At 72.3% G+C, this 24,926-nt stretch carries 26 protein-coding genes; 17 read left to right on the forward strand and 9 right to left on the reverse strand.

The features are described 5' to 3' along the window. Positions 1–58: 58 nt before the first annotated feature. Together ahpF and JG616_RS12350 are read left to right on the forward strand one after the other, a co-directional pair. Complete coding sequence (ahpF, locus tag JG616_RS12345) at positions 59–1,651, forward strand: alkyl hydroperoxide reductase subunit F (RefSeq protein ID WP_199392776.1); 1,593 nt, start codon at positions 59–61, stop codon at positions 1,649–1,651. A 34-nt stretch (positions 1,652–1,685) separates the two neighbouring features. Continuing rightward, positions 1,686–2,639, forward strand: coding sequence for a LysR substrate-binding domain-containing protein (locus JG616_RS12350; protein ID WP_199392777.1), 954 nt, complete (start codon positions 1,686–1,688; stop codon positions 2,637–2,639). Between the two features lie 30 nt (positions 2,640–2,669). Here the strand turns inward: JG616_RS12350 and msrA are convergent, their stop codons facing one another. After that, the gene (gene msrA / locus JG616_RS12355; RefSeq protein ID WP_234446500.1) at positions 2,670–3,293 is read right to left on the reverse strand and encodes a peptide-methionine (S)-S-oxide reductase MsrA; all 624 of its coding nucleotides are present in this window, start codon (positions 3,291–3,293) and stop codon (positions 2,670–2,672) included. Positions 3,294–3,402: 109 nt separating this feature from the next. Between msrA and JG616_RS12360 the strand changes: the two genes are divergently transcribed. The 5 genes from JG616_RS12360 to JG616_RS13685 all read left to right on the forward strand — a co-directional run bounded on the left by JG616_RS12360 (position 3,403) and on the right by JG616_RS13685 (position 8,248). Then, a complete protein-coding gene (locus JG616_RS12360; RefSeq protein ID WP_199362901.1) occupies positions 3,403–5,154 on the forward strand; it encodes a glutamine--tRNA ligase/YqeY domain fusion protein in 1,752 nt (583 codons plus the stop codon). Positions 5,155–5,236: 82 nt separating this feature from the next. After that, entirely contained in the window at positions 5,237–5,710 is a 474-nt protein-coding gene (locus tag JG616_RS12365; RefSeq protein ID WP_199362899.1) for a hypothetical protein, read from the forward strand. A 5-nt stretch (positions 5,711–5,715) separates the two neighbouring features. Further along, positions 5,716–6,294 carry a nucleoside deaminase gene (locus JG616_RS12370; RefSeq protein WP_199362896.1) on the forward strand — a complete coding sequence of 193 codons (579 nt, stop codon included), beginning with the start codon at positions 5,716–5,718 and terminating at the stop codon, positions 6,292–6,294. Beyond that, positions 6,294–7,388, forward strand: a complete 1,095-nt coding sequence (gene rlmM, locus JG616_RS12375) for a 23S rRNA (cytidine(2498)-2'-O)-methyltransferase RlmM (protein ID WP_199392778.1) — start codon at positions 6,294–6,296, stop codon at positions 7,386–7,388. The genes JG616_RS12370 and rlmM overlap by 1 nt, the downstream gene beginning before the upstream one ends. Positions 7,389–7,501: 113 nt before the next feature. Continuing rightward, entirely contained in the window at positions 7,502–8,248 is a 747-nt protein-coding gene (locus tag JG616_RS13685; RefSeq protein WP_235973134.1) for a hypothetical protein, read from the forward strand. Between the two features lie 24 nt (positions 8,249–8,272). Here the strand turns inward: JG616_RS13685 and JG616_RS12385 are convergent, their stop codons facing one another. Further along, positions 8,273–9,451, reverse strand: a complete 1,179-nt coding sequence (locus tag JG616_RS12385; protein ID WP_199392900.1) for an FAD-dependent monooxygenase — start codon at positions 9,449–9,451, stop codon at positions 8,273–8,275. A gap of 8 nt (positions 9,452–9,459) precedes the next feature. Beyond that, positions 9,460–10,680 carry a 2-octaprenyl-6-methoxyphenyl hydroxylase gene (gene ubiH / locus JG616_RS12390; RefSeq protein WP_199392779.1) on the reverse strand — a complete coding sequence of 407 codons (1,221 nt, stop codon included), beginning with the start codon at positions 10,678–10,680 and terminating at the stop codon, positions 9,460–9,462. Positions 10,681–10,759: 79 nt separating this feature from the next. Between ubiH and JG616_RS12395 the strand changes: the two genes are divergently transcribed. The 9 genes from JG616_RS12395 (at position 10,760) to JG616_RS12435 (ending at position 19,709) form a co-directional block, all read left to right on the forward strand. Beyond that, positions 10,760–11,356 (forward strand): hypothetical protein, encoded by a 597-nt coding sequence (locus JG616_RS12395; protein ID WP_199392780.1) that lies wholly within the window; start codon positions 10,760–10,762, stop codon positions 11,354–11,356. 5 nt (positions 11,357–11,361) lie between these two features. After that, on the forward strand, positions 11,362–11,916 hold the full coding sequence (locus JG616_RS12400; protein ID WP_199362886.1) for a cob(I)yrinic acid a,c-diamide adenosyltransferase: 555 nt from the start codon (positions 11,362–11,364) through the stop codon (positions 11,914–11,916). A gap of 17 nt (positions 11,917–11,933) precedes the next feature. Continuing rightward, on the forward strand, positions 11,934–12,860 hold the full coding sequence (locus JG616_RS12405) for a histone deacetylase family protein (protein WP_199392901.1): 927 nt from the start codon (positions 11,934–11,936) through the stop codon (positions 12,858–12,860). 85 nt (positions 12,861–12,945) lie between these two features. After that, the gene (gene lptD / locus JG616_RS12410) at positions 12,946–15,360 is read left to right on the forward strand and encodes an LPS assembly protein LptD (protein WP_199362876.1); all 2,415 of its coding nucleotides are present in this window, start codon (positions 12,946–12,948) and stop codon (positions 15,358–15,360) included. Beyond that, positions 15,357–16,664, forward strand: coding sequence for a peptidylprolyl isomerase (locus JG616_RS12415; RefSeq protein ID WP_199392782.1), 1,308 nt, complete (start codon positions 15,357–15,359; stop codon positions 16,662–16,664). The genes lptD and JG616_RS12415 overlap by 4 nt, the downstream gene beginning before the upstream one ends. Position 16,665: 1 nt before the next feature. Continuing rightward, positions 16,666–17,655, forward strand: coding sequence for a 4-hydroxythreonine-4-phosphate dehydrogenase PdxA (pdxA, locus tag JG616_RS12420; RefSeq protein ID WP_199392783.1), 990 nt, complete (start codon positions 16,666–16,668; stop codon positions 17,653–17,655). Then, on the forward strand, positions 17,652–18,461 hold the full coding sequence (gene rsmA / locus JG616_RS12425; RefSeq protein ID WP_199392784.1) for a 16S rRNA (adenine(1518)-N(6)/adenine(1519)-N(6))-dimethyltransferase RsmA: 810 nt from the start codon (positions 17,652–17,654) through the stop codon (positions 18,459–18,461). Before pdxA ends, rsmA begins: the two co-directional genes overlap by 4 nt. Positions 18,462–18,496: 35 nt before the next feature. After that, positions 18,497–18,880 carry a Co2+/Mg2+ efflux protein ApaG gene (apaG, locus tag JG616_RS12430; protein ID WP_199362857.1) on the forward strand — a complete coding sequence of 128 codons (384 nt, stop codon included), beginning with the start codon at positions 18,497–18,499 and terminating at the stop codon, positions 18,878–18,880. Position 18,881: 1 nt separating this feature from the next. Further along, positions 18,882–19,709, forward strand: a complete 828-nt coding sequence (locus JG616_RS12435; RefSeq protein WP_199392785.1) for a symmetrical bis(5'-nucleosyl)-tetraphosphatase — start codon at positions 18,882–18,884, stop codon at positions 19,707–19,709. A 57-nt stretch (positions 19,710–19,766) separates the two neighbouring features. Here the strand turns inward: JG616_RS12435 and JG616_RS12440 are convergent, their stop codons facing one another. Genes JG616_RS12440 through JG616_RS12460 form a run of 5 tightly spaced genes read right to left on the reverse strand, consistent with a single transcriptional unit; the run spans position 19,767 to position 23,233 of the window. Beyond that, entirely contained in the window at positions 19,767–20,255 is a 489-nt protein-coding gene (locus tag JG616_RS12440; protein WP_199392902.1) for a dihydrofolate reductase, read from the reverse strand. A gap of 29 nt (positions 20,256–20,284) precedes the next feature. Then, positions 20,285–21,079: a thymidylate synthase gene (locus tag JG616_RS12445; RefSeq protein ID WP_199392786.1), complete on the reverse strand. Its 795-nt coding sequence runs from the start codon at positions 21,077–21,079 to the stop codon at positions 20,285–20,287. A gap of 55 nt (positions 21,080–21,134) precedes the next feature. Continuing rightward, complete coding sequence (gene lgt / locus JG616_RS12450; protein ID WP_199392787.1) at positions 21,135–22,058, reverse strand: prolipoprotein diacylglyceryl transferase; 924 nt, start codon at positions 22,056–22,058, stop codon at positions 21,135–21,137. A 10-nt stretch (positions 22,059–22,068) separates the two neighbouring features. Further along, entirely contained in the window at positions 22,069–22,806 is a 738-nt protein-coding gene (locus JG616_RS12455; RefSeq protein WP_199362848.1) for a TerC family protein, read from the reverse strand. 46 nt (positions 22,807–22,852) lie between these two features. Then, positions 22,853–23,233 carry a diacylglycerol kinase gene (locus tag JG616_RS12460; protein ID WP_199362846.1) on the reverse strand — a complete coding sequence of 127 codons (381 nt, stop codon included), beginning with the start codon at positions 23,231–23,233 and terminating at the stop codon, positions 22,853–22,855. A gap of 327 nt (positions 23,234–23,560) precedes the next feature. Between JG616_RS12460 and JG616_RS12465 the strand changes: the two genes are divergently transcribed. Continuing rightward, positions 23,561–24,100: a hypothetical protein gene (locus JG616_RS12465; protein ID WP_199362843.1), complete on the forward strand. Its 540-nt coding sequence runs from the start codon at positions 23,561–23,563 to the stop codon at positions 24,098–24,100. Positions 24,101–24,172: 72 nt separating this feature from the next. On the opposite strand, the gene JG616_RS12470 is transcribed toward JG616_RS12465, so the two are convergent. After that, the gene (locus tag JG616_RS12470; protein ID WP_199362841.1) at positions 24,173–24,820 is read right to left on the reverse strand and encodes a LysM domain-containing protein; all 648 of its coding nucleotides are present in this window, start codon (positions 24,818–24,820) and stop codon (positions 24,173–24,175) included. Positions 24,821–24,926: the final 106 nt, after the last annotated feature.

The following is a 24,926-nucleotide window of genomic DNA, read 5'->3' on the forward strand; positions in this document are numbered from 1 at the left end:
GCGGCCCGTCCCGGGACGGGCTGCAGGCCCCCGCCTTGCCGTTATCCAGGAGTCCACCATGCTCGAAGACGATCTCAAGACCCAGCTCAAGGCCTATCTCGAGCGGCTGCAGCGCCCCGTGGTGCTGGTCGCCAGCGTGGACGACGGCAGCAAGTCGGCCGAGATGCTCGAGCTGCTGGAAGACATCCGCGCGCTGTCGGACAAGGTGAGCGTCGAGGTCTCGCGCGACGACGCGCAGCGCAAGCCGTCCTTCGCCGTGACCTCCCCCGGCCATGACATCGACCTGCGCTTCGCCGGCCTGCCCATGGGCCACGAGTTCACCTCGCTGGTGCTGGCGCTGCTCCAGGTCGGTGGCCATCCGTCCAAGGCGGCGCCGGAGCTGCTGGAGCAGGTCCGCAACCTCGAGGGCGAGTACCGCTTCGAGACCTATTTCTCGCTGTCGTGCCAGAACTGCCCGGACGTGGTCCAGGCGCTGAACCTGGCCGCGGTGCTCAACCCCGGCATCCACCACGTCGCGATCGACGGCGCCCTGTTCCAGGACGAGGTCGAGACGCGCGAAGTGATGTCGGTGCCGACCGTGTTCCTCAACGGCGAGGTCTTCGACCAGGGCCGCATGAGCCTCGAGCAGATCGTCGCCAAGCTCGATACCGGCGCCGCCAAGCGCGACGCCGCGGCGATCGCGAAGAAGGACGTGTTCGACGTGCTGGTAGTCGGCGGCGGCCCCGCCGGCGCGGCGGCGGCGATCTATGCGGCGCGCAAGGGCATCCGCACCGGCGTCGTCTCGGAGCGCTTCGGCGGCCAGGTGCTGGACACCATGTCGATCGAGAACTTCATCTCCGTGCCCGAGACCGAAGGCCCGCGCTTCGCCGCGCAGCTCGAGGCGCACGTGCGCCAGTACGACGTCGACATCATGAACCTGCAGCGCGCGAAGGCGCTGAGCCAGGACGGCGACGGCGTGACCACCGTCGAGCTCGAGAGCGGCGCCAGCGTGCGCGGCCGCACCGTGGTGCTCGCCACCGGCGCGCGCTGGCGGCAGATGGGCGTGCCCGGCGAGGACCAGTACCGCAACAAGGGCGTGGCCTACTGCCCGCACTGCGACGGCCCGCTGTTCAAGGGCAAGCGCGTGGCGGTGATCGGCGGCGGCAACTCCGGCGTCGAGGCCGCGATCGACCTGGCCGGCCTCGTCAGCCACGTCACCCTGGTCGAGTTCGATTCGAAGCTGCGCGCCGACGAGGTGCTGCAGCGCAAGCTGCGCAGCCTGGCCAACGTGCGCATCATCACCTCCGCGCAGACCACCGAGGTGCTCGGCGATGGCAAGCGGGTCAACGGGCTGGTCTACCGCGACCGCGTCGGTGGCGACGCGCACCGCGTGGAGCTGGAAGGCGTGTTCGTGCAGATCGGCCTGCTGCCCAATACCGAGTGGCTGAAGGGCGCCATCGCGCTCAGCCCCCGCGGCGAGATCGTGGTCGACGACGCCGGCCGCACGTCGCTGCCGGGCGTGTTCGCGGCCGGCGATGCCACCACGGTGCCGTACAAGCAGATCGTGATCGCGATGGGGGAAGGCGCCAAGGCATCGCTCAGCGCGTTCGACCACCTGATCCGCAGCAGCAGCCCGGCCGCCACGGCCGATGCCGAGGCGGCCACGGCGTAAGCCGCGGCCACCTCCTCCACAGCGAGGCTCCGCCATGAACCTGCGCGACCTGGGCTACTTCGTCGCCCTCGCCGACCACCTGCACTTCGGCAGGGCGGCGGCGGCGAGCTTCGTCAGCCAGCCCACGCTGTCGACCCAGATCCGCAAGCTGGAGGAGGAGCTGGGCGTGGCGCTGGTGGAACGGGCGCCGCGCAACGTGATGCTCACGCCCGCCGGGCGCGAAGTCGCGACGCGCGCGCGGCGGGTCATGGCCGACATCGAGCAGATGCGCGAGGCCGCCCGGCGCAGCCAGGACCCCGAGGCCGGTACCGTCCGCCTGGGCCTGTTCCCGACCCTCGGCCCCTACCTGCTGCCGCACGTGGTGCCGGCGATCCGGAAGCGGTTCCCGGAGCTCGAGCTGCTGCTGGTGGAGGAGAAGAGCGATGTCCTGCTCGATCGCCTGCAGCAGGGCCGGCTCGATGCCGCCCTCCTCGCGCTACCGGTGGGCGACGACCAGCTCGAGGTCGAGTTCCTGTTCGAGGAGCCCTTCGTGCTCGCGGTGCCCGAGGCGCACCCGCTCGCCGGCCGCGGCCGCATCTCGCTGGGCGACCTGGTCGACGAGCGCCTGCTCCTGCTCGCCGACGGCCACTGCCTGCGCGACCAGGCGCTGGACGTCTGCCATCTCGCCGGCGCCGGCGAGAAGGGCGAGTTCCAGGCCACCAGCCTGGAGACCCTGCGCCAGATGGTCGCCGCCAACGTCGGCGTGACCCTGCTGCCTTCGCTGGCGGTGAAGCCGCCGGTGGCGCGCTCGGACAACATCCGGCTGGTCGACTTCCACGCGCCGGCGCCCAGCCGGCGCATCGCCATGGTCTGGCGCCGCAGCACGGCCATGGCCGGGTTCCTGCACGAACTCGCCGACGTGTTCCGCGGGCTGCCGGCCGGGCTGCTGGAGCCGCACGTGTCCGAATCCACCGCGACGGCCCACGTCCCGGGCGCCGCCGGGCTGTAGCCGCAACGGCGACCGTTCCCGCGCGCGGCCTCAGCTGGCGACGCCCACCTGGCAACTCACCCCGGTGCCGCCCAGGCCGCAGTAGCCGCGGGGATTCTTCGACAGGTACTGCTGGTGCTCGTCCTCCGCGTAGTGGAAGGCAGGTGCCGGATACACGATCTGGGTGGTGATCGGCCCGTGGCCTGCGTCGGCGAGGCGCTGCTGGTAGGCGTCGCGACTGGCCACGGCGGCGCGGTGCTGCGCCCCGGTGTCGCAGTGGATCACCGAACGGTACTGGCTGCCGACGTCGTTGCCCTGGCGCATGCCCTGGGTCGGGTCGTGGCCCTCCCAGAAGCGTGACAGCAGGGTCGCGAAGTCGACCCGCTCCGGGTCGTAGACCACCAGCACCACTTCGGCGTGGCCGGTACGTCCGCTGCACACCTCGCGGTAGGTGGGCGCGTCGGCGTCACCGCCGGCATAGCCGACGGCCGTGGTCTCCACGCCCGGCAGGGTCCAGAACAGCCGCTCCGCACCCCAGAAGCAGCCCATCCCGAACTGCACGCGCTCCGCGCCGGAAAACACGCCGCGCAGGGGGCGGCCATGGACATGGTGGACGGTGTTCATCGTTGACGCCTCGCGCGGACCGGCCTTCCATGATGTGGCCTGCCCCGGCACGGTCCAAGCCACGCCCGGGCGCGGCGTTCAGCCCGGCCACCGCCCGCGCGCCGCTCCGCTACACTGCCCGGTCCACGGCGCAGCCGCGCCGGACTCCCCGACGACACGCATGACCGCACCCCACGACACCACGGCCGGCTCCGATACGGCGCCCGTGAAGCAGGACTTCATCCGCCAGATCGTCCGCGACGACCTGGCCAGCGGCAAGCACACCGCCATCCGCACGCGCTTCCCGCCCGAGCCCAACGGCTACCTGCACATCGGCCATGCCAAGGCGATCTGCCTGGACTTCGGCATCGCCGAGGAGTTCGGCGGCCGCTGCAACCTGCGCTTCGACGACACCAATCCGGCGAAGGAGGACCCCGAGTTCGTGCAGGCGATCCAGGACGACGTGCGCTGGCTGGGCTTCGAGTGGAACAGCCTGCGCCACGCCTCCGACTACTTCGAGGTGTTCTACCTGGCCGCCGAGAAGCTGATCCGCCAGGGCGATGCCTTCGTCTGCGACCTGTCCGCCGACGAGGTGCGCGCGTACCGCGGCAGCCTGACCGAGCCCGGCCGCGCGTCGCCGTATCGCGACCGTGGCGTGGAGGAGAACCTCGGCCTGTTCCGGCGCATGCGCGCGGGCGAGTTCGACGACGGCGCGCGCACGCTGCGCGCGAAGATCGACATGTCCAGCGGCAACATCAACCTGCGCGACCCGGCGATCTACCGCATCAAGAAGGTGCCGCACCAGAACACCGGCGACGCCTGGCCGATCTATCCGATGTACGACTTCGCGCACGCCCTGGGCGATGCCGTCGAGGGCATCACCCACTCGCTGTGCACGCTGGAGTTCGAGGACCACCGTCCGCTGTACGACTGGTGCGTGGACCGGGTCGATCTCGCCGGCAACCCGGAGCTGCTGGCGCCGCTGGTCGGGAAGGACCTGCCGATCGAGGCCGCCAAGCCGCGCCAGATCGAGTTCTCGCGGCTCAACATCAACTACACGGTGATGAGCAAGCGCAAGCTCACCCAGCTCGTGGCCGAAGGCCTGGTGGACGGCTGGGACGACCCGCGCATGTACACCCTGCAGGGCCTGCGCCGGCGCGGCTACACCCCGGGTGCGCTGCGCCTGTTCGTCGACCGCATCGGCATCAGCAAGCAGAACTCGATGATCGACTTCTCGGTGCTGGAGGGTGCGCTGCGCGAGGACCTCGACGCGCGCGCCCCGCGCCGCATGGCCGTGGTCGCACCGCTGAAGCTGGTGCTCACCAACCTCCCGGAGGGCCACGCGGAGACCCTGCGCTTCGCCAACCATCCGAAGGACGACGCCTTCGGTGAGCGCGCGGTGCCGTTCTCGCGCGCGCTGTGGATCGAGCAGGACGATTTCGCCGAAGTGCCGCCCAAGGGCTGGAAGCGGCTGGTGCCGGGCGGCGAAGTCCGCCTGCGCGGCGCCGGCATCGTGCGCTGCGACGAGGTCGTCAAGGACGCCGATGGCGCGATCGTGGAGCTGCGCGGCACGCTCGATCCCGAATCGCGGCCGGGGATGGAAGGCGCGAACCGCAAGGTCAAGGGCACCATCCACTGGGTCGACGCGACGTGCGCGGTGGAGGCCGAGGTCCGGCTCTACGACCGCCTGTTCTCAGTCGCCGACCCGGACGACGAGAGCGGCGGCCAGACCTACCGTGACCACCTCAATCCGGACTCGCGCGTGTCGGTGCGCGGCTGGATCGAGCCCTCGGCCGCGGATGCGGCGCCCGAGACCGCCTTCCAGTTCGAACGCCTGGGCTATTTCGTCGCCGACCGGCGCGACCACCGCGCCGGGGCGCCGGTGTTCAACCGCAGCGTGACCCTGCGCGACACCTGGGCCGCCAAGGCCTGACCGACCCGCGGCCCCGGCCTTCGCCGGGGTCCACGCCGTCCGGGGCTACCATGCCCGGCGACGTCCACGACCGGAGACCTCCATGCGCCGGATCTTCCAGCCCGCATCCATCGCCCTGGCCGCGCTGCTGCTCGCGGCCTGCACCGCCCCGCAGCCGAATGGCGGTGCGGTGATGCCGCCAACCGCCGAAACGCGTCCCGCGGCCCCGACCGCCCCGGTCGCGCCCGGAGTCGCTTCGCCCGATGTCGCTCCGCCCGCCGATGTCGCTCCGCCCGCCGGTGTCGCCGCGCCCGTCCGCGGCGCGATGCCCGGCGTACCCGACCTCGACCGCAGCTGCCGCGTCGACAGCGACTGCGCGGTGAAGGACGTCGGCAACTGCTGCGGCTACTTCCCGGCCTGCGTGAACACGGCCGCCCGGCCCGACCCCAAGGCCGTGCAGGCCGCCTGCGCCGACTCGGGCATGGCCGGCGTCTGCGGCTTCCGCGAGATCGAGGCCTGCGCCTGCGTGTCCAACACCTGCGAGCCGGCCCAGTCCGGCGGCGCGGTGGCCCGGTGACCGCCATGCACCTTCCCGCGCGCGTGGGCCTCGAGCTCCCGGCCTGGGTCGACGGACTGGTCGACCGCGAACGCGCCTATGCCGGCGATGACGACAAGGTCGCGCTGGCCATCGCGCTGGCGTCACGCAACGTCGACGAGGCGACTGGAGGCCCGTTCGGGGCGGTGCTGTTCGGCCCCGACGACCGCGTCGTCGCCGCCGGCGTCAACGTGGTGCTGCCGCAGTCGACCTCGCTGGCCCACGCCGAGAACCTGACCTACATGCTGGCCCAGCAGGCGCTGGGCCGCGCGCGCATCAATCTCGACGACGCCGGCCGCCCGTGTGGCCCGTACACGCTGGCGACCTCGGCCCAGCCCTGCTGCCAGTGCTATGGCGCGACCGTCTGGGCCGGCATCGACCGCCTGCTGATCGGCGCCCGCGCCGAGGACGTGCACGCGCTGACCGAGTTCGACGAAGGCCCGCTGCCGGCCGACTGGCCGGGCGAACTGGCCCGCCGCGGCATCGAGGTGGTGCGCGACATCGCCCGTGGGCAGGCCCGCGAGGTGCTGGCCGCCTACGGCCGCGCCGGCGGACAGCGCTACTGATGCACGCCGGAGATGCGCCCGCGGCGGGCGCGACCGGACTGCTCTGCTACTGCCGCGGCGGCTTCGAGCCCGAGCTCGCGGCCGAGCTCGGCGAGCGCGCCGCCGCGGCCGGCCACCACGGCTACGCCGCCACCGAGCGCGGCAGCGGCTTCGTGCGCTTCCTCGCGCCCGGCGCCGACGCGCACGCGCTGTCGCGCGCCCTGCCCTGGCGCTCGCTGGTCTTCGCGCGGCAGAAGCTGAGGCTGCTGGCGGAGCTCGACGGCATCGACACCAGCGACCGCGTCACCCCGATCGTGGCCGCGCTGCAGGCCCACGCCGGCAGCGCCGCGTTCGGCGCCCTGGTCGTCGAGCACCCCGACAGCGACGCCGCGCGGCCGCTCGCCGGGCTGGCCCGCGCGCTCGGCAACGCGATCCGCCCGGTGCTGCGCAAGGCCGGCCTGCTGGCCGCGAAGGACGATCCGCGGAAGCCCGCCCTGCATGTCTGCCTGCTGGACGGCGACCACCTGCTGCTGGCGGTCGCCGATCCGGGCGACGCATCGCCGTGGCCGATGGGCGTGCCGCGCCTGCGCCTGCACCGCGACGCACCGTCGCGCTCGGCGCTCAAGCTGGAGGAGGCCTTCCTCGTCCTGCTCGACGAAGGCGAACGCGCGCGCCTGCTCAGGGCCGGGATGACCGCCGCCGACCTCGGCGCCGCGCCCGGCGGCTGGACCTGGGTGCTGCAGCGCTCGGGCCTGCACGTGACCTCGGTCGACAACGGGCCGCTGCGCCAGCACGTGCTCGACGCCGGGGGCGTCGACCACCTGCGCGAGGACGGTTTCCGCTGGCAGCCGCCGCGCGCCCTCGACTGGATGGTCTGCGACATGGTCGAGCAGCCGCGCCGCGTCGCCTCGCGCATGGCGACCTGGTTCCGCGAAGGCTGGTGCCGGCAGGCGGTGTTCAACCTGAAGCTGCCGATGAAGAAGCGCTGGCTGGAGACGGCGCTGTGCCTGGACCTGTTCGCCCGCGAGGCCGGGCGTCCGCTGGAGCTGCGCGCGCGCCAGCTCTACCACGACCGCGAAGAGATCACGGTGCTGGTGCTGCCGGCCCGCGGCTGACGCGCCCGACCGCCGTTCAGCGTCCGGCAGGCGGATCCTGACCGGGGCTTCATGGGCCCCGGACTAGCGTGGCGCCCCGACCCAACACGACGGGAACCACCATGGACACTCGCATGCTCAAGCACCCGCTCGGCCTCGCCCTGCTCGCGGCCGCCATCGGTGCCAGCGGGCCGCTGTTCGCACAGTCGGCCGAAAGCGTCGGCCTGCAGACCGTGACCGACCAGAAGACCCGTGCCGCGCAGCAGGACGCGCGGACCGCGGAACAGGATGCCCGGATGGCGCGCGAGGCTGCCGAGCAGGCCGAAGCCCAGCGCCGCGCCGGCGCCGTGACCGCCGAAGGCCAGGCGCAGGCGGACTACAGCGCATGGCAGGCCGACCAGGCCTCGCGCCGGGCCGAACGCGCCGCGCACGCCGCCGGCCACGCCGGCAACCGTGCCGGGGGCGCCAGCGCCGCGGCGTATGGCGGCGCCGCCCAGCCGAGCCAGGTGGCCGCGCAGTCCCACGGCGCCGCCGCCGATGCCAGTGCCGCGAGCAGCGCGGCGCGTGATGCCGCGATGGAGGCCCGGGCCGCCGCGGAGCGCGCGCGCGCCGCCGCGAGCGAGCCGCCTGCCCCGCCCCCGCGCACGCGTCCGGCCGAGACCTATCCGAGCGAACCGCAGGTGACGATCACCTCCAGCGCGCCGGATTCAGTCGTGGGCGAATACCGCATCGACATGGCCGCGCTGGACACCAACGGCGATGGCCGGCTCAGCCGCGCCGAGGCGCGACCCAATGCCACCTTGACCGCGGAATTCCGCGCGGTCGACAGCAACGGCGATGGCGCGCTCGACGCCACCGAACTCAGGGGCTGGATGCGCTGACCGTCCTGCGGCGCGCCGGCGGCCTCAGATCCCCGCCGCGCGCCGCCACAGGGCCGCCGCCACCGGCGGCACCCGCCCGGCGGCACCCAGGGCCGGGCCGCGCAGCAGCACGGCGGGCGCGGAGTCACTGGTGTAGAGGCGGTTGATGCCGTCGAAGGCCCGCGCCGCCAGCGTCGCTTCGCTGCGCCGGGTGCGCGCCCAGCGCGCGATCCGCTGCGGGGTATCCCAGGGCTGCCGCCGCGCGAGCGCTGCGCTGACCGACTCGCGCAGCAGGGCGACATCGCGCAGCCCGACATTGACCCCCTGGCCCGCCAGGGGATGCATCACGTGGGCCGCGTCGCCGACCAGCAGCACGCGCCCCTGCGCATAGCGCTCGGCCAGCTGGAGCCGCAGGGGAAACGCCGCCCGCGGCGAACAGGGCTCGATCCGGCCAAGCCGGCGATCGAAGGCCCGTTCAAGGATCGCGGCGAAGGCGGGGTCATCCATCGCCAGCGCGGCTTCGGCCTGGGCCGTGGGCATCGACCAGACGATCGAGCAGCTGCCGTCGGCGAAGGGCAGGAAGGCGAGCGGACCGCCGGGCAGGAAGCGCTGCCAGGCGGTGGCCTCGTGCGGGTGCCCGGTGCGCACGAAGCCGACCACGCCGGACTGGCCATAGCCATGGCCGGTGACGTCGATTCCGGCCAGCTGGCGCAGGGTCGATCCGGCCCCGTCGGCGGCCAGCACGATGCGCGCGGCCACCCGGCTGCCGTCGTCCAGGCGCAGGCGCACGCTCTGCGCGTCCTGTTCGAGCGCCTCGACCCGCGCGGGGCAGCGCACATCGACGCCGGCGCCGGGAAGGCGCGCCCACAGGCGGTCGACCAGCAGGCCGTTCTCGACGATCCAGCCCAGCTCCCGGCGGCCCAGGCGGTCGGCGTCGAAGGCCAGCTCGCCACCACCGGCCGCGTCCCAGACGCGCATGCGCCGATACGGCTGCAGGCGCGTGGCGCGGCCGTCGCGGCCGTCGATGCCGGCCCAGACGCCGATCGCCTCGAACAGGGCGGCATTGTCGTGGGCGAAGGCGAAGACGCGCAGATCGGGGCGTGCCTCGGACCAGGGCGCCGGTGCCCGGCCTTCGACCAGCACCACCGACAGGCCGAGTCCGCCGAGGGCCAGCGCCGCCGTGGCCCCGACCACCCCGCCGCCGACGACGGCCACGTCGACCATGCCGCGGCTCACCGAACGGCTCCGGCCCGGCAGGCATCCGGCACGTCGCCGCGATAGCCCATCGCGCCACCGGCCACGCCGGCCTGCAGCCCGGGCAGCGCCGCCAGCGCCACCAGCCCGGCGCTGCGCAGCAGCGAGGCGCCGTGCTCCGGATTCGAGCTGAGCCGCGCCAGGCCGTGGGAGAAGTCGAGGGTGCGGACGCGGTCCTCGCGGCGGCGCCCGGCATAGGCCGACAGCAGGTCGGCAGCGCCCGGATCCGCACCCTGGCGCGCCGCGGCGACCAGCAGTTCCGCCAGCACCAGCGCATCGCGCAGGCCGAGGTTGAAGCCCTGTGCGCCGACCGGGTGGATGCTCTGTGCGGCGTTGCCGACCAGCACGGCGCGCGAGGCGGTCGTGGTCGCGGCCCGCACCGCCACGGCCGGGTAGGCGCTGCGCGGACCCACCGACAGCAGCCGGCCGACGCGCCAGCCGAAGGCGTCCTGCACGCGGGCCAGGAAGCCGGCGTCGTCCAGCGCCTGGACGCCCGGCGCATGTTCGGCCGACACGCCGTGGACCAGGCCCCAGGCACGGTCGCCCCGCGGCAGCAGCGCGGTGGGGCCGTCGTCGCCAAGGCGCTCATAGGCGGTGCCGTCCGGCGCTCGGGCGGCGCGCAGGCGCGCGACCAGCAGCACCTGGCGGTAATCGTGGCGGCTGGCCTCGATGCCCAGCGCATCGCGGACCCCGCTGGCCGCGCCATCGGCGGCGACCACCAGGCGCGCGCGCAGCTGCGAAGGCCCGGCCCCGGCCAGTTCGAGTACGCGGCAACCCCCGGCATCGGCGGCGAAGCCGGTGAAGCGGGTCCCGCGGTGCCGCACCAGTCCCGCCACTTCGGCCAGCCGCGCCTCGAGCGCCTCGCCGAAGTCGCGCGCCACGACCACCTGGCCAAACGCCGTGCGGCCGTGGTCCGCGGCCTGCATCAGCACCCGGCCGAAGTCGCCGCGGCGGCTGACGTGGATGCGCGCGATCGCACCGGTGGGCGCGCGCAGGCGCTGCATCACCCCGAGCCGGGTCAGCGCGTTGACCGTGGCCTCGGCGAAGCTGAGGTTGCGCTCGTCGAAGACCGCCGGCATCGCCGCCGCCGGAGCGGCTTCGACCATCGCGACGTCCAGGCCGCTGCCCTCCAGCGCGATGGCCAGGCTCGCACCCACCAGCCCGCCACCGATGATCACCACGTCGTGAGTCGCCGTCATCCACGCATGATACGGCCGCCCGGCGCCGCGGTTCGCTAGAATGGCCGCCGACCTGCAATTCCCGGAGCCGCCAGCGCCCATGAACACCACCCTGCACCGCGCCATCGTCCTGTCGCTGCTCGCGCTCCTCATGGCCGCCACGCGCAGCCATGTCTTCACCCACTTCACCCCGGTGCCGGATGCGTCGTGGGCGGTGTTCCTGATCGGCGGCTTCTACCTGCGCGACTGGGCCCGCTGGGCCTTCCCGGCGCTGATGGCGCTGGCGGTGGCGATCGACTGGATGGTGATCCGCGGCCAGGGCATGGACTTCTTCGCCCACTACTGCGTGTCGCCGGGCTACTGGATGCTGGTGCCCGCGCACGCGGCGATGTGGGCCGGCGGCCACTGGCTGCGCCGCCATTACAGCGGCGCCAGCCGGGGCGCCCTGGTGCGCCTGGCGGCGGTGGTGGTCGTGGCCACCGCGACCTGCCACCTGTTCGCGCAGGGCGGCTTCTACTGGCTGTCGGCGGCGGTCGCCGAGCCGACGCTGGCCGGCTGGGCCGCCAACTACGGCCACTGGATCGGACCCTACCTCGGCTCCACCGCCATGTTCGTGGCCGTTGCCGCGGCGGCGCAGGCGGTGTCGGAGGTCGTGGCCCGCCATTCGGCGGCCACCCGGCAGCAGACGCGTCGCTGAGCACGATGGGCAACCGCCTTTCGAAGATCTACACGCGCACCGGCGATGACGGCAGCACCGGCCTGGGCGACGGCAGCCGCACCGGCAAGGATTCGCTGCGCGTCGAGGCCTATGGCACCGTCGACGAGGCGAACGCCTGCATCGGCGTGATGCTGGCCGCCGGGGTCCCGGCCGCGGTGCAGGAGCTGCTGACCGCGGTGCAGCACCAGCTGTTCGACCTCGGCGGCGAGCTCTGCATCCCGGGCCATGCCGCGATCGACGATGACGACGTGGCCCGCCTGGAACAGCACCTCGACCGCTTCAACGCCGACCTCCCGCCGCTGAAGGAGTTCATCCTGCCCGGCGGCGGCGAAGCGTCGGCGCGCTGCCACGTGGCGCGCACCGTCGTCCGTCGCGCCGAGCGCTGCACGGTGGCGCTGGCGCGGGTCGAAGACGTCCGCCCGCAGGCGGTGCGCTACCTCAACCGCCTGTCCGACCTGCTCTTCGTGCTCGGTCGCGTGCTGGCACGCGAGGGCGGCCACGGCGAGGTCACCTGGCAGCACGAGCGACGCCGGGGCTGAGCGTGGGCGCGAAGCCGCTGCCGGTGTTCACCCACGCAGCGTGCTTCGGGCATGACACCGGCCCCGGACACGTCGAGGTCCCGGCCCGCCTGGGCGCAGTGGTGACCGCGCTGCGCGACCACCTCCCCGACATCGAATGGCTGGAAGCCCCGCGCGCCACGCGCGGCCAGCTGCTGCGCGTGCACGACCCCCTGCTGCTGCACGCGATCCTCGAGTCCGCGCCGGACGCCACGGTCCGGCTCGATCCGGACACCGTGCTCTCGCCGGGCTCGCCCGAGGCCGCCCTGCGCGCGGCCGGCGCCGTGGTCGCCGCAGTCGACCTGGTCATGGGCGGTGTCGCCGAGGCGGCCTTCTGTGCCGTGCGCCCGCCGGGCCACCATGCGACCGCGGCCCATGCGATGGGGTTCTGCCTCTTCAACAACATCGCCGTGGGCGCCGCGCACGCGCTGGAGCGCCATGGCCTGGCCCGGGTGGCCGTGGTCGACTTCGACGTGCACCACGGCAACGGCACCCAGGCGATCTTCGCGGCCGAGGACCGGGTGCTCTACGCCAGCGCGCACGAGATGCCGCTGTTTCCCGAAAGCGGCGACCCGCGCGAGCGCAGCGCCGGCCTGCACGTGCACAACGCCGCGCTGCGCGCCGGAACCGGCAGCCACCGCTTCCGCGAAGCCTGGCGCGAGCGCCTGCTGCCGGCGATCGACGCATTCGAGCCGCAGCTGGTGATGCTGTCCGCCGGCTTCGACGGCCATCGCGCCGATCCGGTGGCGCACATCGAGCTCGAAGCCGACGACTTCGCCTGGCTGACCGCCGAGCTCGCCGCGATCGCCGAACGCCATGCGGGCGGCCGGATCGTCTCGGTGCTTGAAGGCGGCTACGACCTCGGTGCGCTGGCCGAATGCAGCATCGCCCACGTCCGCGCCCTCGCCGCCGGAGCGCCCGGGTGAGGCGCCAGCGTTCACGGGCCATGCATTGCCGCTGCACGGGGGATGCGGCAAGCTAGCCGCCGCTTCTTCCCCCCGGAAATCCTGCGTGCGCCAAGCCTCCCGCCTGCTCCCGCTGCCGCTGTGCATCGCCTCGGTCCTGGCCATGCACCACCCCGGCGCGATGGCGCGCGACGACATCGAGCCCGACTGGGGCCTGTGTCCGCTGGTGGAGTCGGTGCCTGCGTTCCCGGACGCCCAGCCGGCCACCGGAGCGCCGGCCGACCGCGCCGCTCAGCCCACCGACATCGCCGGCGACACCCTTGCCGGCGTCGACGGCGAAAGCGTCGAGTACTCCGGCAACGTCACCCTGCGCCGCGGCGACCAGTTCCTCGGCGCCGACAACCTGGAATACCGCGCCGGCGATTCCACCTATGTCGCCAGCGGCCGCGTGCGCTACCAGGACTCGGGCATGCGCCTGGTCGCCGAGCACCTGGAAGGCGACCAGGAGGCCGATACCCACCGCGTCGACAACGTCACCTACCAGCTCACCGAGCGCCGCGGCAACGGCGGCGCCGAGCGCATCGAGATGAAGGGCTCGCAGGGCGCGCTGTACGGCTCCACCTATTCAACCTGCCCGCCGGACGACCGCTGGTGGGAGCTGCGCGCCGAGCGCATCGAGATCGACAACGACAAGGGCCAGGGCGTTGCCCGCAACGCGACGCTGCGGGTGGGCAAGGTGCCGGTGCTATACGTGCCGATCTTCGCCTTCCCGACCGACAGCCGCCGCAAGACCGGCCTGCTGTACCCCGCCATCGGGTACTCCAGCCGCAACGGCTTCGACTGGCGCCAGCCGATCTACCTCAACCTCGCGCCGAACTACGACATGACGCTCGAGCCCCGGCTGATGACCCGGCGCGGGCTGCTGCTCGGCACCGAGTTCCGCTATCTCACCAAGGATGGCGGCGGCAACCTGGAAGTCGAGTACCTGCCGTCCGACCGCCTCGCCGAAGACGGGCGCCAGGAAGAGATCGACCTCGGCATCCGGCCGGAGAACCGCCGCAAGGAGAACCGCGGCATGCTGCGCTTCCAGGCCGTCGAGGGGCTCGACGCCAACTGGCAGGCGCGCACCTTCCTGGCCTGGATCAGCGATCCGCGCTACGTCGAGGACTCCACCAGCAACCTCAACGGCGCCACCGACTTCTCGATCAAGAGCGACATCGGCGTGTACGGCCGCGGGCGCACCTGGGACGCCGGCCTGATGGCCGACTACTGGCAGCTCGGCGACTACACCCAGCCGGAACTGATCCTGCCCTACAACCGCCTGCCGCGGCTGTACGCGAACTGGGAGGACCGGTTCGGCCGGTTCGTCGCCGGCGCCTCGGTGGACGCCACGCGCTTCGAGCACATCGACAGCCGCAGCCGCCCCGGGGGCAGCCGCGTGGACGTCCGGCCGTGGGTGTCGATGCCGCTGGAAGGCGCGGCCTGGTTCGTCACGCCCACCCTGGCCTGGCGCTACACCGGCTACCAGCTCGAGGACGAGCTGGCGCAGGGGCTGACCGCGTATACCGGTGCCGCGCCCGACACCTCGCCCTCGCGCAGCCTGCCGATCGCCACGGTCGATGCCGGCGTGTACTTCGACCGCACCACGATGTTCCGCGGCGAAGAACACGTGCAGACCCTCGAGCCGCGCCTGTTCTACGTCAACACGCCCTACCGCGACCAGTCCGGGCTGCCGCTGTTCGACACCCAGGCGATGTCCTACAGCTGGGGCCAGCTGTTCCGCGACAACCGCTTCACCGGCGCCGACCGCCAGGCCGACGCGAACCAGCTGACGCTGGCGCTGACCACGCGCCTGGTCAGCGCCGAGACCGGTCGCGAGAAGCTGTCCGCCAGCATCGGCCAGATCCGCTACTTCGAGGACTCCCGCGTGGGCCTGGTGCCCGGCTCGCCGGTGATCCCCGAGGGCAAGTCCACCTGGATCGCCGATGCCGACTACGAGGTCAACGACCGCTGGAGCGTCGGCGCCACCTACCACTGGAATCCCGCCAGCCAGCAGGAAGACCTCGCCAGCCTGCGCACCCGCTACCTGCTCGGCGACGACGGCATCGTCAACCTCGCCTACCGCTACCGCCGCGACGCCGGCAGCGGCGCCGACCTGCTGGAACAGGTCGACTTCTCCTTCCTGTACCCGCTCAACCCGTCGTGGAGCCTGGTCGGGCGCTACTACTACTCGCTGCTCGACAACCAGCTGCTGGAAGGCATCGCCGGCGTGCAGTGGGACAGCTGCTGCATGGCCGCGCGCCTGGTGGCGCGCCGCTACGTGCGCAACTTCCAGGGCGAAATGAACGACGCCATCCAGCTCGAGATCGAGTTCAAGGGCCTCGGTTCCGCCGGCCCGAAAACGACCGACCGACTGCGCCGTGCTATCCTCGGCTATCACCGCGAGGACCTGTACCTGGTGCCTCCGCCCGAGGTCCGCAGCGACGTCGGCGCCCCGCCACCGGCCGACAATCTCCCATGAAGAACCGTTTCCTGACCGTTGCCCTCGTCCTCGCCGCGTGCCTGCCGCATGCCTACGCGCAGGACGTCCAGCCGATCGACGGCATCGCCGCGATCGTCGACGAGGACGTCATCCTCCAGAGCGAACTCGACCGCGCGGTGCGCAACATCACCGCCCAGTACGGCGACCGCGCCGGCCAGTTGCCGCCCGAGGCGGTGCTCCGCCGCCAGGTGCTCGAGCGCCTGATCCTGGTGCAGCTCCAGACCTCGCGCGCCAAGTCCACCGGCGTGCGCGTCGGCGAGGACGAGATCGACTCGGCGCTGGCCGCGATCGCGCGCCAGAACAACATGACCCCCGACCAGCTGCGCCAGCAGCTCGCCGCCGACGGCATGTCCTTCACCGAATTCCGCGGCTCGCTGTCCGACGAGCTGGCGATCCAGCGCCTGCGCCAGCGCTTCGCGCAGTCCTCGATCGTGGTGACCGATGCCGAACTCGACTCGGCCCTGGCGAGCCAGGCCGGCGGCACCCAGTACCAGCTGGCGAACATCCTGGTCGCCCTGCCCAACGGCGCCACGCCGGAGCAGATCGCCACCGCGCAGGAGAAGATCGACGGCGTCAAGGCGCTGCTCGACCGCGGCGAGATGGATTTCCAGGCCGCGGCCGTGCGCTATTCCGACGGTCCCAACGCGCTTGAAGGCGGCGACCTCGGCTGGCGCAGCGCGGACGAGATTCCCTCGGCCTTCGCGAACGTCGTCGGCGGCATGCAGTCGGGCCAGGTGTTCGGTCCGGTGCGCGGCCCCAGCGGCTTCCAGCTGCTGCAGCTGCGCGAGACCCGCGACGCCGGCGCCACCGGGTCCGGCGCGACGGTCACGCAGTACCAGGCGGCGCACATCCTCGTCCGCGGCGACGACGCGGCGGCCAGGACCAGGGTCGACGCGCTGCGCGCGCGCATCACCGCCGGCGAGGACTTCGCCGCCGTGGCGAACACCGGCTCCGACGACGCGGTGACCCGCGGACAGGGCGGCGACCTCGGCTGGTTCATGCAGGACGACTTCGGCGCGCAGTTCGGCACCCAGGTCGCGGCGCTGCAGGACGGCGAAGTCTCGCAGCCCTTCCGCACCGAGGCCGGCTGGCACATAGTGCGTCGCACGGGGACGCGCCAGGCCGACGTCGGCGCCGAGAACCGCCGCAACCAGATGCGCGAGACCATCGGCCAGCGCAAGCTGGAAGACGAGTGGAACCGCTTCCTGCGCCAGATGCGCAGCGAGGCCTATATCGACATCCGCCCCGCTTCGGGCGCCGCCGGCGTCTCCGACGGCAGCTGAGATGCAGCGACCCCGGCTCGCGCTGGTCCCGGGTGAACCGGCCGGCGTGGGTCCGGAGCTGTGCGTACGCGCACTGCAGCGGTCGTGGACCGCGGACCTCCAGGTATTCGGCGACCCGCGCGCGCTGCTGACGGCCGCGCGCCGCCTCGGGCTGCCGCTGGAGCAGCCGGCCCCTGACCTCCTGGTGGCGCCCGGCGGCCGCTTCGGACTGTGCCCGCTGCCGGCGGCCGTCGCCGTCGATCCGGGCTGCCCCGCCCCTGCCAACGCCGCCTCCACCGTGGCCGCCCTGCTGGCCGCCGCGGATGCATGCAGCCGCGGCGACTGCCAGGGCATGGTCACCGGGCCGGTGCACAAGGGCGCGATCAACGACGGCGGCATCGCCTACACCGGGACCACCGGCCTGCTGGCCGCGCATGTCGCACGCGACGTCGTGATGATGCTGGCCAATCCGGCCATGCGCGTGGCGCTGGCGACCGTGCACCTGCCGCTGCGCGCGGTCCCCGACGCGCTGACGCCGGCCCTGCTCGAACGCACGCTGCGCATCCTGCACGCGGCGCTGCGCGAGGATTTCGGCATCGACGCCCCGGCCATCGCCGTGCTCGGCCTGAACCCGCACGCCGGCGAGGATGGGCATCTGGGCCGCGAGGAGATCGAGGTGGTGATCCCGGTACTCGAACGCCTGCGGCTGGAGGGCATGCGCCTCGAGGGCCCGCTGCCCGCCGACACCGCCTTCCTGCCGGCGAAGCTCGCGCGCTTCGACGCGATCCTGGCGATGTACCACGACCAGGGCCTGCCGGTGCTCAAGCACGCGGGCTTCGAACAGGCGGTCAACATCAGCCTCGGCCTGCCCTGGCCGCGGGTCGCGGTCGACCATGGCACCGCCTTCGACCTGGCCGGCAGCGGCCGCGCCGATCCCTCGAGCCTGTTCGCCGCCATCGACACCTGCACCCGCCTGGCCGCCACGCGCGCCGCACGGAACCCCACGCCATGAACCAGCACGACGGCCACGACGGCCGCTTCCGCGAACCCGCCAAGAAGGCGCTCGGCCAGCACTTCCTGCACGATCGCGGGGTGGTCGACCGGATCATCCTCGCGGTGGATCCCAGGCCTGGCGAGCACATCGTGGAGATCGGCCCGGGCCAGGGCGCGATGACCTTCCCGCTGCTCGAGCGCCACGGGCGCCTGACCGCGATCGAATTCGATCGCGACCTGCTGGCACCGCTCACGGTGCGCGCGCGCGCCCACGGCGAGCTCACCCTGGTCCACGCCAACGTGCTCGACGTCGACTTCACCGCGCTGGCCGCCGGCACGCCGCTGCGCCTGGTCGGCAACCTGCCCTACAACCTGTCTTCGCCGATCCTGTTCCACGCGCTCGACCACGCCGCGGCGGTGCGCGACATGCACTTCATGCTGCAGAAGGAAGTGGTCGACCGCATGGCCGCCGGCCCCGGCAGCAAGGTCTACGGCCGACTCAGCGTGATGCTGCAGGCCTGGTGCCGGGTCACCGCCCTGTTCGACGTCGGCCCCGACGCATTCAGGCCTCCGCCGAGGGTGGACTCCGCGGTGGTCCGACTGGTGCCGCGCGATCCCGGCGAGGTCGGCATCGACGATCCGGCGCGCTTCGCGTCCGTCGTGCGCGCGGCCTTCGGCCAGCGCCGCAAGACCTTGCGCAACGCGCTCCAGACCCTGTGCGATGCGGACGCGATCAGCGCCGCGGGCATCGATCCGACGCGTCGCGCGGAGCAGCTGGACGTCGCGGATTTCATCCGCCTGGCGAACTCGCTTCCGCGCGCCTAGTCCCGTCATTCACGCGCAGCGCTTACACTCGTGGCATGGACGACACCGCCGACTACACACTGGAGATCCAGATCGCGACGCGCTTCCTCGCCGAGGAGTCGGCGCCGGAAGACGACCGTTATGTCTTCGCCTACACCATCCGCATCCGCAACCTCGGCCGGCACGCCGCGCAGCTCCTGGATCGCCACTGGGTGATCACCGATGGCAACGGCCACGTCGAGGAAATCCGCGGCGACGGCGTGGTCGGCGAGCAGCCGCGCATCGAACCGGGCGACCAGTACACCTACACCTCCGGCGCTGTGCTCGAGACCGCGGTCGGAACGATGGAAGGCAGCTACGGCATGGTGGGTGACGACGGCACCCGCTTCGACGCGCCGATCCCGCCCTTCACCCTCGCCGTCCCGCGCACCCTGCACTGACATGGCGGTCTGGGCGATCGGCGACCTCCAGGGCTGCCTGGGGCCTACCGAGCGGCTGCTCGAGCGCATCGCGTTCGATCCCGCGCGCGACCGGCTGTGGTTCTGCGGCGACCTGGTGAACCGCGGCGGCGAATCACTGGAAACCCTGCGCCTGGTGCACTCGCTGCGCGACAGCGCGGTGACCGTGCTCGGCAACCACGACCTGTCGCTGCTGGCGATCGCCGAGCGCCGCGAAGCCGACCAGCGCAAGGTCAATCCCGACCTGCAGCGGGTGCTGTTCGCGCCCGATCGCGACCAGCTGCTCGACTGGCTGCGCACCCAGCCGCTGGTCCATGCCGACCGCGAACTGGGCTGGATGATGGTGCATGCCGGCCTGGCGCCGAAGTGGACCGCGGACGATGCGCTGGCGATGTCCGGCGAGGTCGAACGCGTGCTGCAGGGGAACAACCGCCAGGGCCTGCTGCGCAACATGTATGGCGACCGCCCGGCGTGGTCGCCCGGCCTGCGCGGCACCGACCGCCTGCGCGCGATCATCAACATCTTCACCCGCATGCGCTACTGCAGCCCGCGCGGGCGCATCGCGTTCGAGGAAAAGGGCGCGCCGGGGACCCAGCAGCCGGGCCTGTACCCGTGGTACGAGGTGCCGGGCCGGGTCGACCGCGGGCTGAAGCTCGCCTGCGGCCACTGGTCCTCGCTCGGACTGTTCATCGGCCACGGCATCCACGCCATCGACACCGGGGCGGTGTGGGGCGGCACGCTCACCGCACTGCGCCTGGACGGCGACGCGCTGTGCGTGGTGCAGGTGTCCGGGCGGCCGAAGCCGGACTGAGCCAACCCGGCCGTCAAACGCGACCCGCGCGCCTGTTGTTGCGCGCCCGCGACCCGCTCAGGTGCGCCGGTACTCGACGAACTCGAAGGCGAACGCATGGCGGCCATCGGCCGGATGCGGCTCGCGCGACACCGCCTGCCAGCCGCCTGCGTCAAAGGCCGGGAAGAAGGCATGCGCGTCCTCGACCACCGTATCGACGTGGGTCATGTGCAGCACGTGGGCACGCGGCAACGCCAAGGCGTAGATCTCGCCGCCGCCGATCACGGCCAGCTCGCCCGCGCCGTCGCCGGCCGCCAGCGCCAGCGCTTCGTCCAGCGATGCGACCGCCTGCATGCCAGCGAAGGGCGCGCGGCCGCTGCGCGTCAGCACCAGATTGCGCCGCTTGGGCAACGCCCGGCCCAGCGAGTCGGCGGTCCTGCGGCCCATCAGCAGGACCTTGCCCAGCGTCAGGGCCTTGAACCGCGCGAGGTCGTCGGGCAGGTGCCAGGGCAGCCCGTTGTCGCGGCCGATGGCGAGCCTGCGGTCGACCGCGGCGACGAGGCTGATCACGGGCGCGGGGCCGCTCACGGAGACACTCAGACCGCCACCGGCGCCCGGATCGCCGGCATCGGGTCGTAGCCTTCGATCGCGATGTCGTCGCCGGTGAAGGCGAAGACGTCGTCGATCGCGGGGTTGAGCACCAGCTTCGGCAGCGGCCGCGGCGCGCGCGCAAGCTGCTCGCGCGCCTGTTCGTCGTGGTTGGAATACAGGTGCGCGTCGCCGAGCGTGTGCACGAAATCGCCAACACCCAGGCCGGTCACCTGCGCCACCATGTGGGTCAGCAGCGCATAGCTTGCGATGTTGAACGGCACGCCGAGGAAGATGTCGCCGCTGCGCTGGTAGAGCTGGCAGCTGAGCCTGCCGTCCACCACGTAGAACTGGAACAGCGCGTGGCAGGGCTGCAGCGCCATCGCCGGCAGGTCGGCGACATTCCAGGCGCTGACCACCAGCCGGCGCGAGTCGGGATTGCGGCGGATCTCGTCGACGACCCAGCGGATCTGGTCGATCTCGCCGCCGCGGCCGTCGGCCCAGCGCCGCCACTGCTTGCCGTAGACCGGGCCGAGTTCTCCGTCGGCGTCGGCCCACTCGTCCCAGATGGTGACCTTGTTGTCGCGCAGGTAGGCGGTGTTGGTCTCGCCCTTCAGGAACCACAGCAGCTCGTGGATGATCGAGCGCAGGTGGAGCTTCTTGGTGGTGACCAGCGGGAACCCTTCCGCGAGGTCGAAGCGCATCTGCCAGCCGAAGACGCTGCGCGTGCCGGTACCGGTGCGGTCGGACTTTTCGCTGCCGTGTTCGAGGACGTGGCGGAGGAGGTCTAGGTACTGGCGCATGGTCGGTCCTTCCGGGGATCGTTGAAGAGAGGGCCGATCGCGGCTGTAGCCGCTCCTACAGGGGCGCGGCAGGGGCGACCGGGGCGGCGGGGGCGGGCTGCAGGGTGGGGCTGCGGTGCGAGCGCCACAGCCAGTAGAGGCCGAGCAGGATCAGCGGGGTGCTCAGCACCTGGCCCATGGTCAGCCAGCCGAAGGCGAGGTAGCCGAGGTGGGCGTCGGGCTCGCGGACGAACTCGACCAGGAAGCGGAACGCGCCGTACAGCAGCGCGAACATGCCCGACACCGCATGGCGCGGCCGCGGACGGGCCGAGAACCACCACAGCAGCGCGAACATCGCCACGCCTTCGAGGAAGGCCTGGTAGAGCTGCGAGGGGTGCCGCGCATACTGCTCGAGCTGGCTGGCCTGGTGCAGCGCCCGCAGCGACGCAGCGTCGAGCCAGGCCAGGTCCTGAGGCAGCGCGCTGCGGAACACCGTCGCCCACGGCAGGTCGCTCGGCTTGCCCCAGAGCTCGCCGCCGATCCAGTTGCCGATGCGGCCGAAGCCCAGGCCCAGCGGCACCAGCGGCGCCACGAAGTCCATCGTGTCCATGAAATGCAGCCGGCGCTGGCGCGACCACAGCCAGCTGGCCAGCAGCACGCCGAGCAGCCCGCCGTGGAAGCTCATGCCGCCCTCCCACACCCGCAGCAGCATCAGCGGATTGGCGAGGAAATCGGCGAAGCCGTAGAACAGCACGTAGCCGATGCGGCCGCCCAGCACCACGCCGAGCATGCCGTAGAACAGCAGGTCGCCGAAGCCGTTCTCGTCGACGCCGGGCAGGCGGCCGGCGCGGATCCGCGCGCGGCCCAGCAGCCAGGCGCTGAGGAAGGCCAGTGCATACATGAGCCCGTACCAGTGGATGCCCGGCTCGAAGCTGCGCCCGAACAGCTCGAAGGCCGGCGACTGGACCGCGATCGGATCGACCAGGTGCAGGAGGCTCATGCCGTGCGACTCACTCGCTGGCCACGCCCCTCAGGGCGCGGCGCTTGGCCCAGAGGTTCAGGCCCTCGACGAAGGCCGAGAAGGCCATCGAGCCGTAGATGTAGCCGCGCGGGATGTGCAGGTCGAAGCCTTCGGTCAGCAGGTAGACGCCGATCAGCACGATGAAGGCCAGCGCCAGCATCTTGACCGTCGGGTTGTTGTCGATGAAGCGGCCCAGCGGCTCGGCCGCCAGCAGCATCACGCCCACCGCGATCAGGATCGCCGCCACCATCACCGGCACGTAGTCGCCGGCCATGCCGACCGCCGCGATGACCGAGTCGAGCGAGAACACGATGTCGATCACCGCGATCTGCGCGATCACCATGCCGAACGAGGTCGCGACCTTGCCGGTGCCGTCGACGTCCTCGTGCTCGCCGATCACGATCGAGCGGATCTCCATCGCGCCCTTCACGATCAGGAACAGGCCGCCGAGGATCAGCACCAGGTCGCGGACCGAGATCCCCTGCCCGAACAGCGTGAACATGTCGCTGGTCAGCCCGGCCAGCCAGGCCAGCGTCAGCAGCAGGCCCAGGCGCGTGATGCAGGCCACCGCGATGCCGAACTTGCGCGCGAACTCGCGGCGCTCGGCCGGCAGCCGGCTCACGGCGATCGAGATGAACACCAGGTTGTCGATGCCGAGCACGATCTCGATCGTGGCCAGCGTGACCAGCAGGATCCATACCTGCGGGTCGGTGATGAGTTCGATCATGGCTTGCTTGTCCTGAGGGAAACGGGTGCCGCGGCGGGCGCGGCGGTCATGGCAGTCGCGGCAGGAGGATGGCGCCCCATACCAGCAGCACGTTGAGCATCAGCACGAACACGGCGGCCGAGCCCATGTCCTTGGCGCGTCCCGCGAGTTCGTGGTGTTCGTCGCCATAGCGGGCGATGACGGCCTCGACCGCGGAGTTCAGCAACTCGGTCGCCAGCACTAGCAGCAGGCAACCGACCAGCAGGGCACGCTCGACCCCGCCCTGCCCGAGCCACGCGCCCAGCGGCGCGAGCACTGCGAACAGGCAGACCTCGAGCCGGAAGGAGGACTCGTGCAGCCAGGCCGCGCGCAGGCCCTGCAGCGACCAGCCTGCCGCCTTCAGGATGCGCGCCGGGCCGCGCGGCAGGTGTCCGGTTTCGTCCGCCATCGTGTTCCACCCGCTCAGCGCGCGGCACTGCGGGGCGGCGGCGCGACCGGCAGGGCGCCGGCAGGACCGGCGGCGGGGATGCGGATGCCCATGGGGCACCGCGGGGTTGGGAACTGCATGCGAATCAGCCGCCGCGTCCGACCAGTAAGCGGCCAATTTTGCCACAAGGCGGCGCGCGGGGCCGGGTCGCGGCGCCAGGGCACTTCACCCGGGGACAAACGCGCGGCTGCGATGATGCCGCTGTCACAGTGCCGGGACAGGAGACCAGCCATGCGCCGAGCCGCTGCTATCCTCGGGACGATCACCGTCCTCGCCATGGGAGCCAGCATGAATCCTTCGTTCGCACAGGCCCAGCCACAGCCGATGGGCGCCGGCGAGGCCGGCTACGACGCCGCGCTCCAGGCCGCGACGGCCCCGCTGCGCGACGAATTCGGCTCCTCGGTGGAGCTCGCGGTCGAACGCATGGACCGCCTCGGCAACTGGGTCTTCGTGCTCGGCAACATGCGCTCGCCGGGCGGCGGCCGCCCGGATGTCTCGGGCACGCGCTTCGCCGAAGCCGCCGGCCAGGGCGCAATGTCGGATGTCTACGCCGCACTGCTGCGACGCGAGGCCATCTCCGCGGACGACGCCGCCGCCGCTGGCGGCGACGGCGTGGCGGCCACCGGAGCCAGTCCCGCGGCGCCGGCCGAAGCCGCCGCGCGCGACCAGGCCGCCCTGCCGCAGGCGGCCGAGGCCACGACCGGCGCGCCGGCGGGCGCTGCGGACGGAGCCTGGGACATGGTCGACTTCGCGATCGGGCCCGGCGACGTGGCCTGGCTGGGATGGCCGCAGGAACACGCGGCACCGCGCGCGCTCTTCGGCTTCTAGGCGGCCCCTTGGGCCGTCAACGTGAAAGAGCCGGCATCCGCCGGCTCCCTGCCCCACGTGCCGCGACCGGGGTCAGCGCGGCGGCGTGATGATCTCGTAGTTCCCCGATGCACCGCCCCAGCTGATGCGCTGCGAACCGTCGGCATTGACGTTGTTCGAGCCGATGAACTTCGGCTGGCCGTTCTCGAAGCCGGCGAACAGCACCACGTGTGACTGGCCGTTGCGCTGCATCAGCACCACGTCGCCCGGGCTGGCGTTGGCCAGCGACACCGTCTGCCAGCCGTCGCCCTTGAGGTTGTTCGCCAGCTGGTCCACCGACGCGCTCGCCTGGCCCGCATCGATCAGGCCGGCCTTCTGCAGGCAGGCCGAGACGAAGTTGGCGCAGTTGACGTTGTTCGGCACCCAGCTCTGCATCGGAAGCTCGTCGCTGAACTTGAGTTCGCCCGCGTTGCGGCCGATGAACTGCTCGGCGATGGCCGCGGCGTTGTTGCCGCTGACCGGGCCACCGCCCTTGACCCCGTCGACGCCGCTTGCACCCGGTCCCGACGCGTTGCCGGCGCTGCCGGTCGTTCCCGGGATGCTGAGCGCGTCGCCGGCGTAGATCAGGTCGGCGTCCTTGATCTGCGCGTTGGCGTCCATCAGCGCGTTGACCGAGGTGCCGTAGCGCTGGGCGATCTGGGAGAGGGTATCGCCCCAGGCGATGTTGTGGATGGCGGTCATCGGGTGTCTCCGTCCGCGTGCGCGGCGGCTGGCGTTGCGGGCAGTCTCCCGCCCGCGCGCCGACCCGCCAACCCGGGGCCACCCCGGATGGGGTTGACCCGAGGTG

Origin of the sequence: Luteimonas sp. MC1895 (genome assembly GCF_016457215.1) — a bacterium.
In the GTDB taxonomy this organism is placed as follows: domain Bacteria; phylum Pseudomonadota; class Gammaproteobacteria; order Xanthomonadales; family Xanthomonadaceae; genus Luteimonas.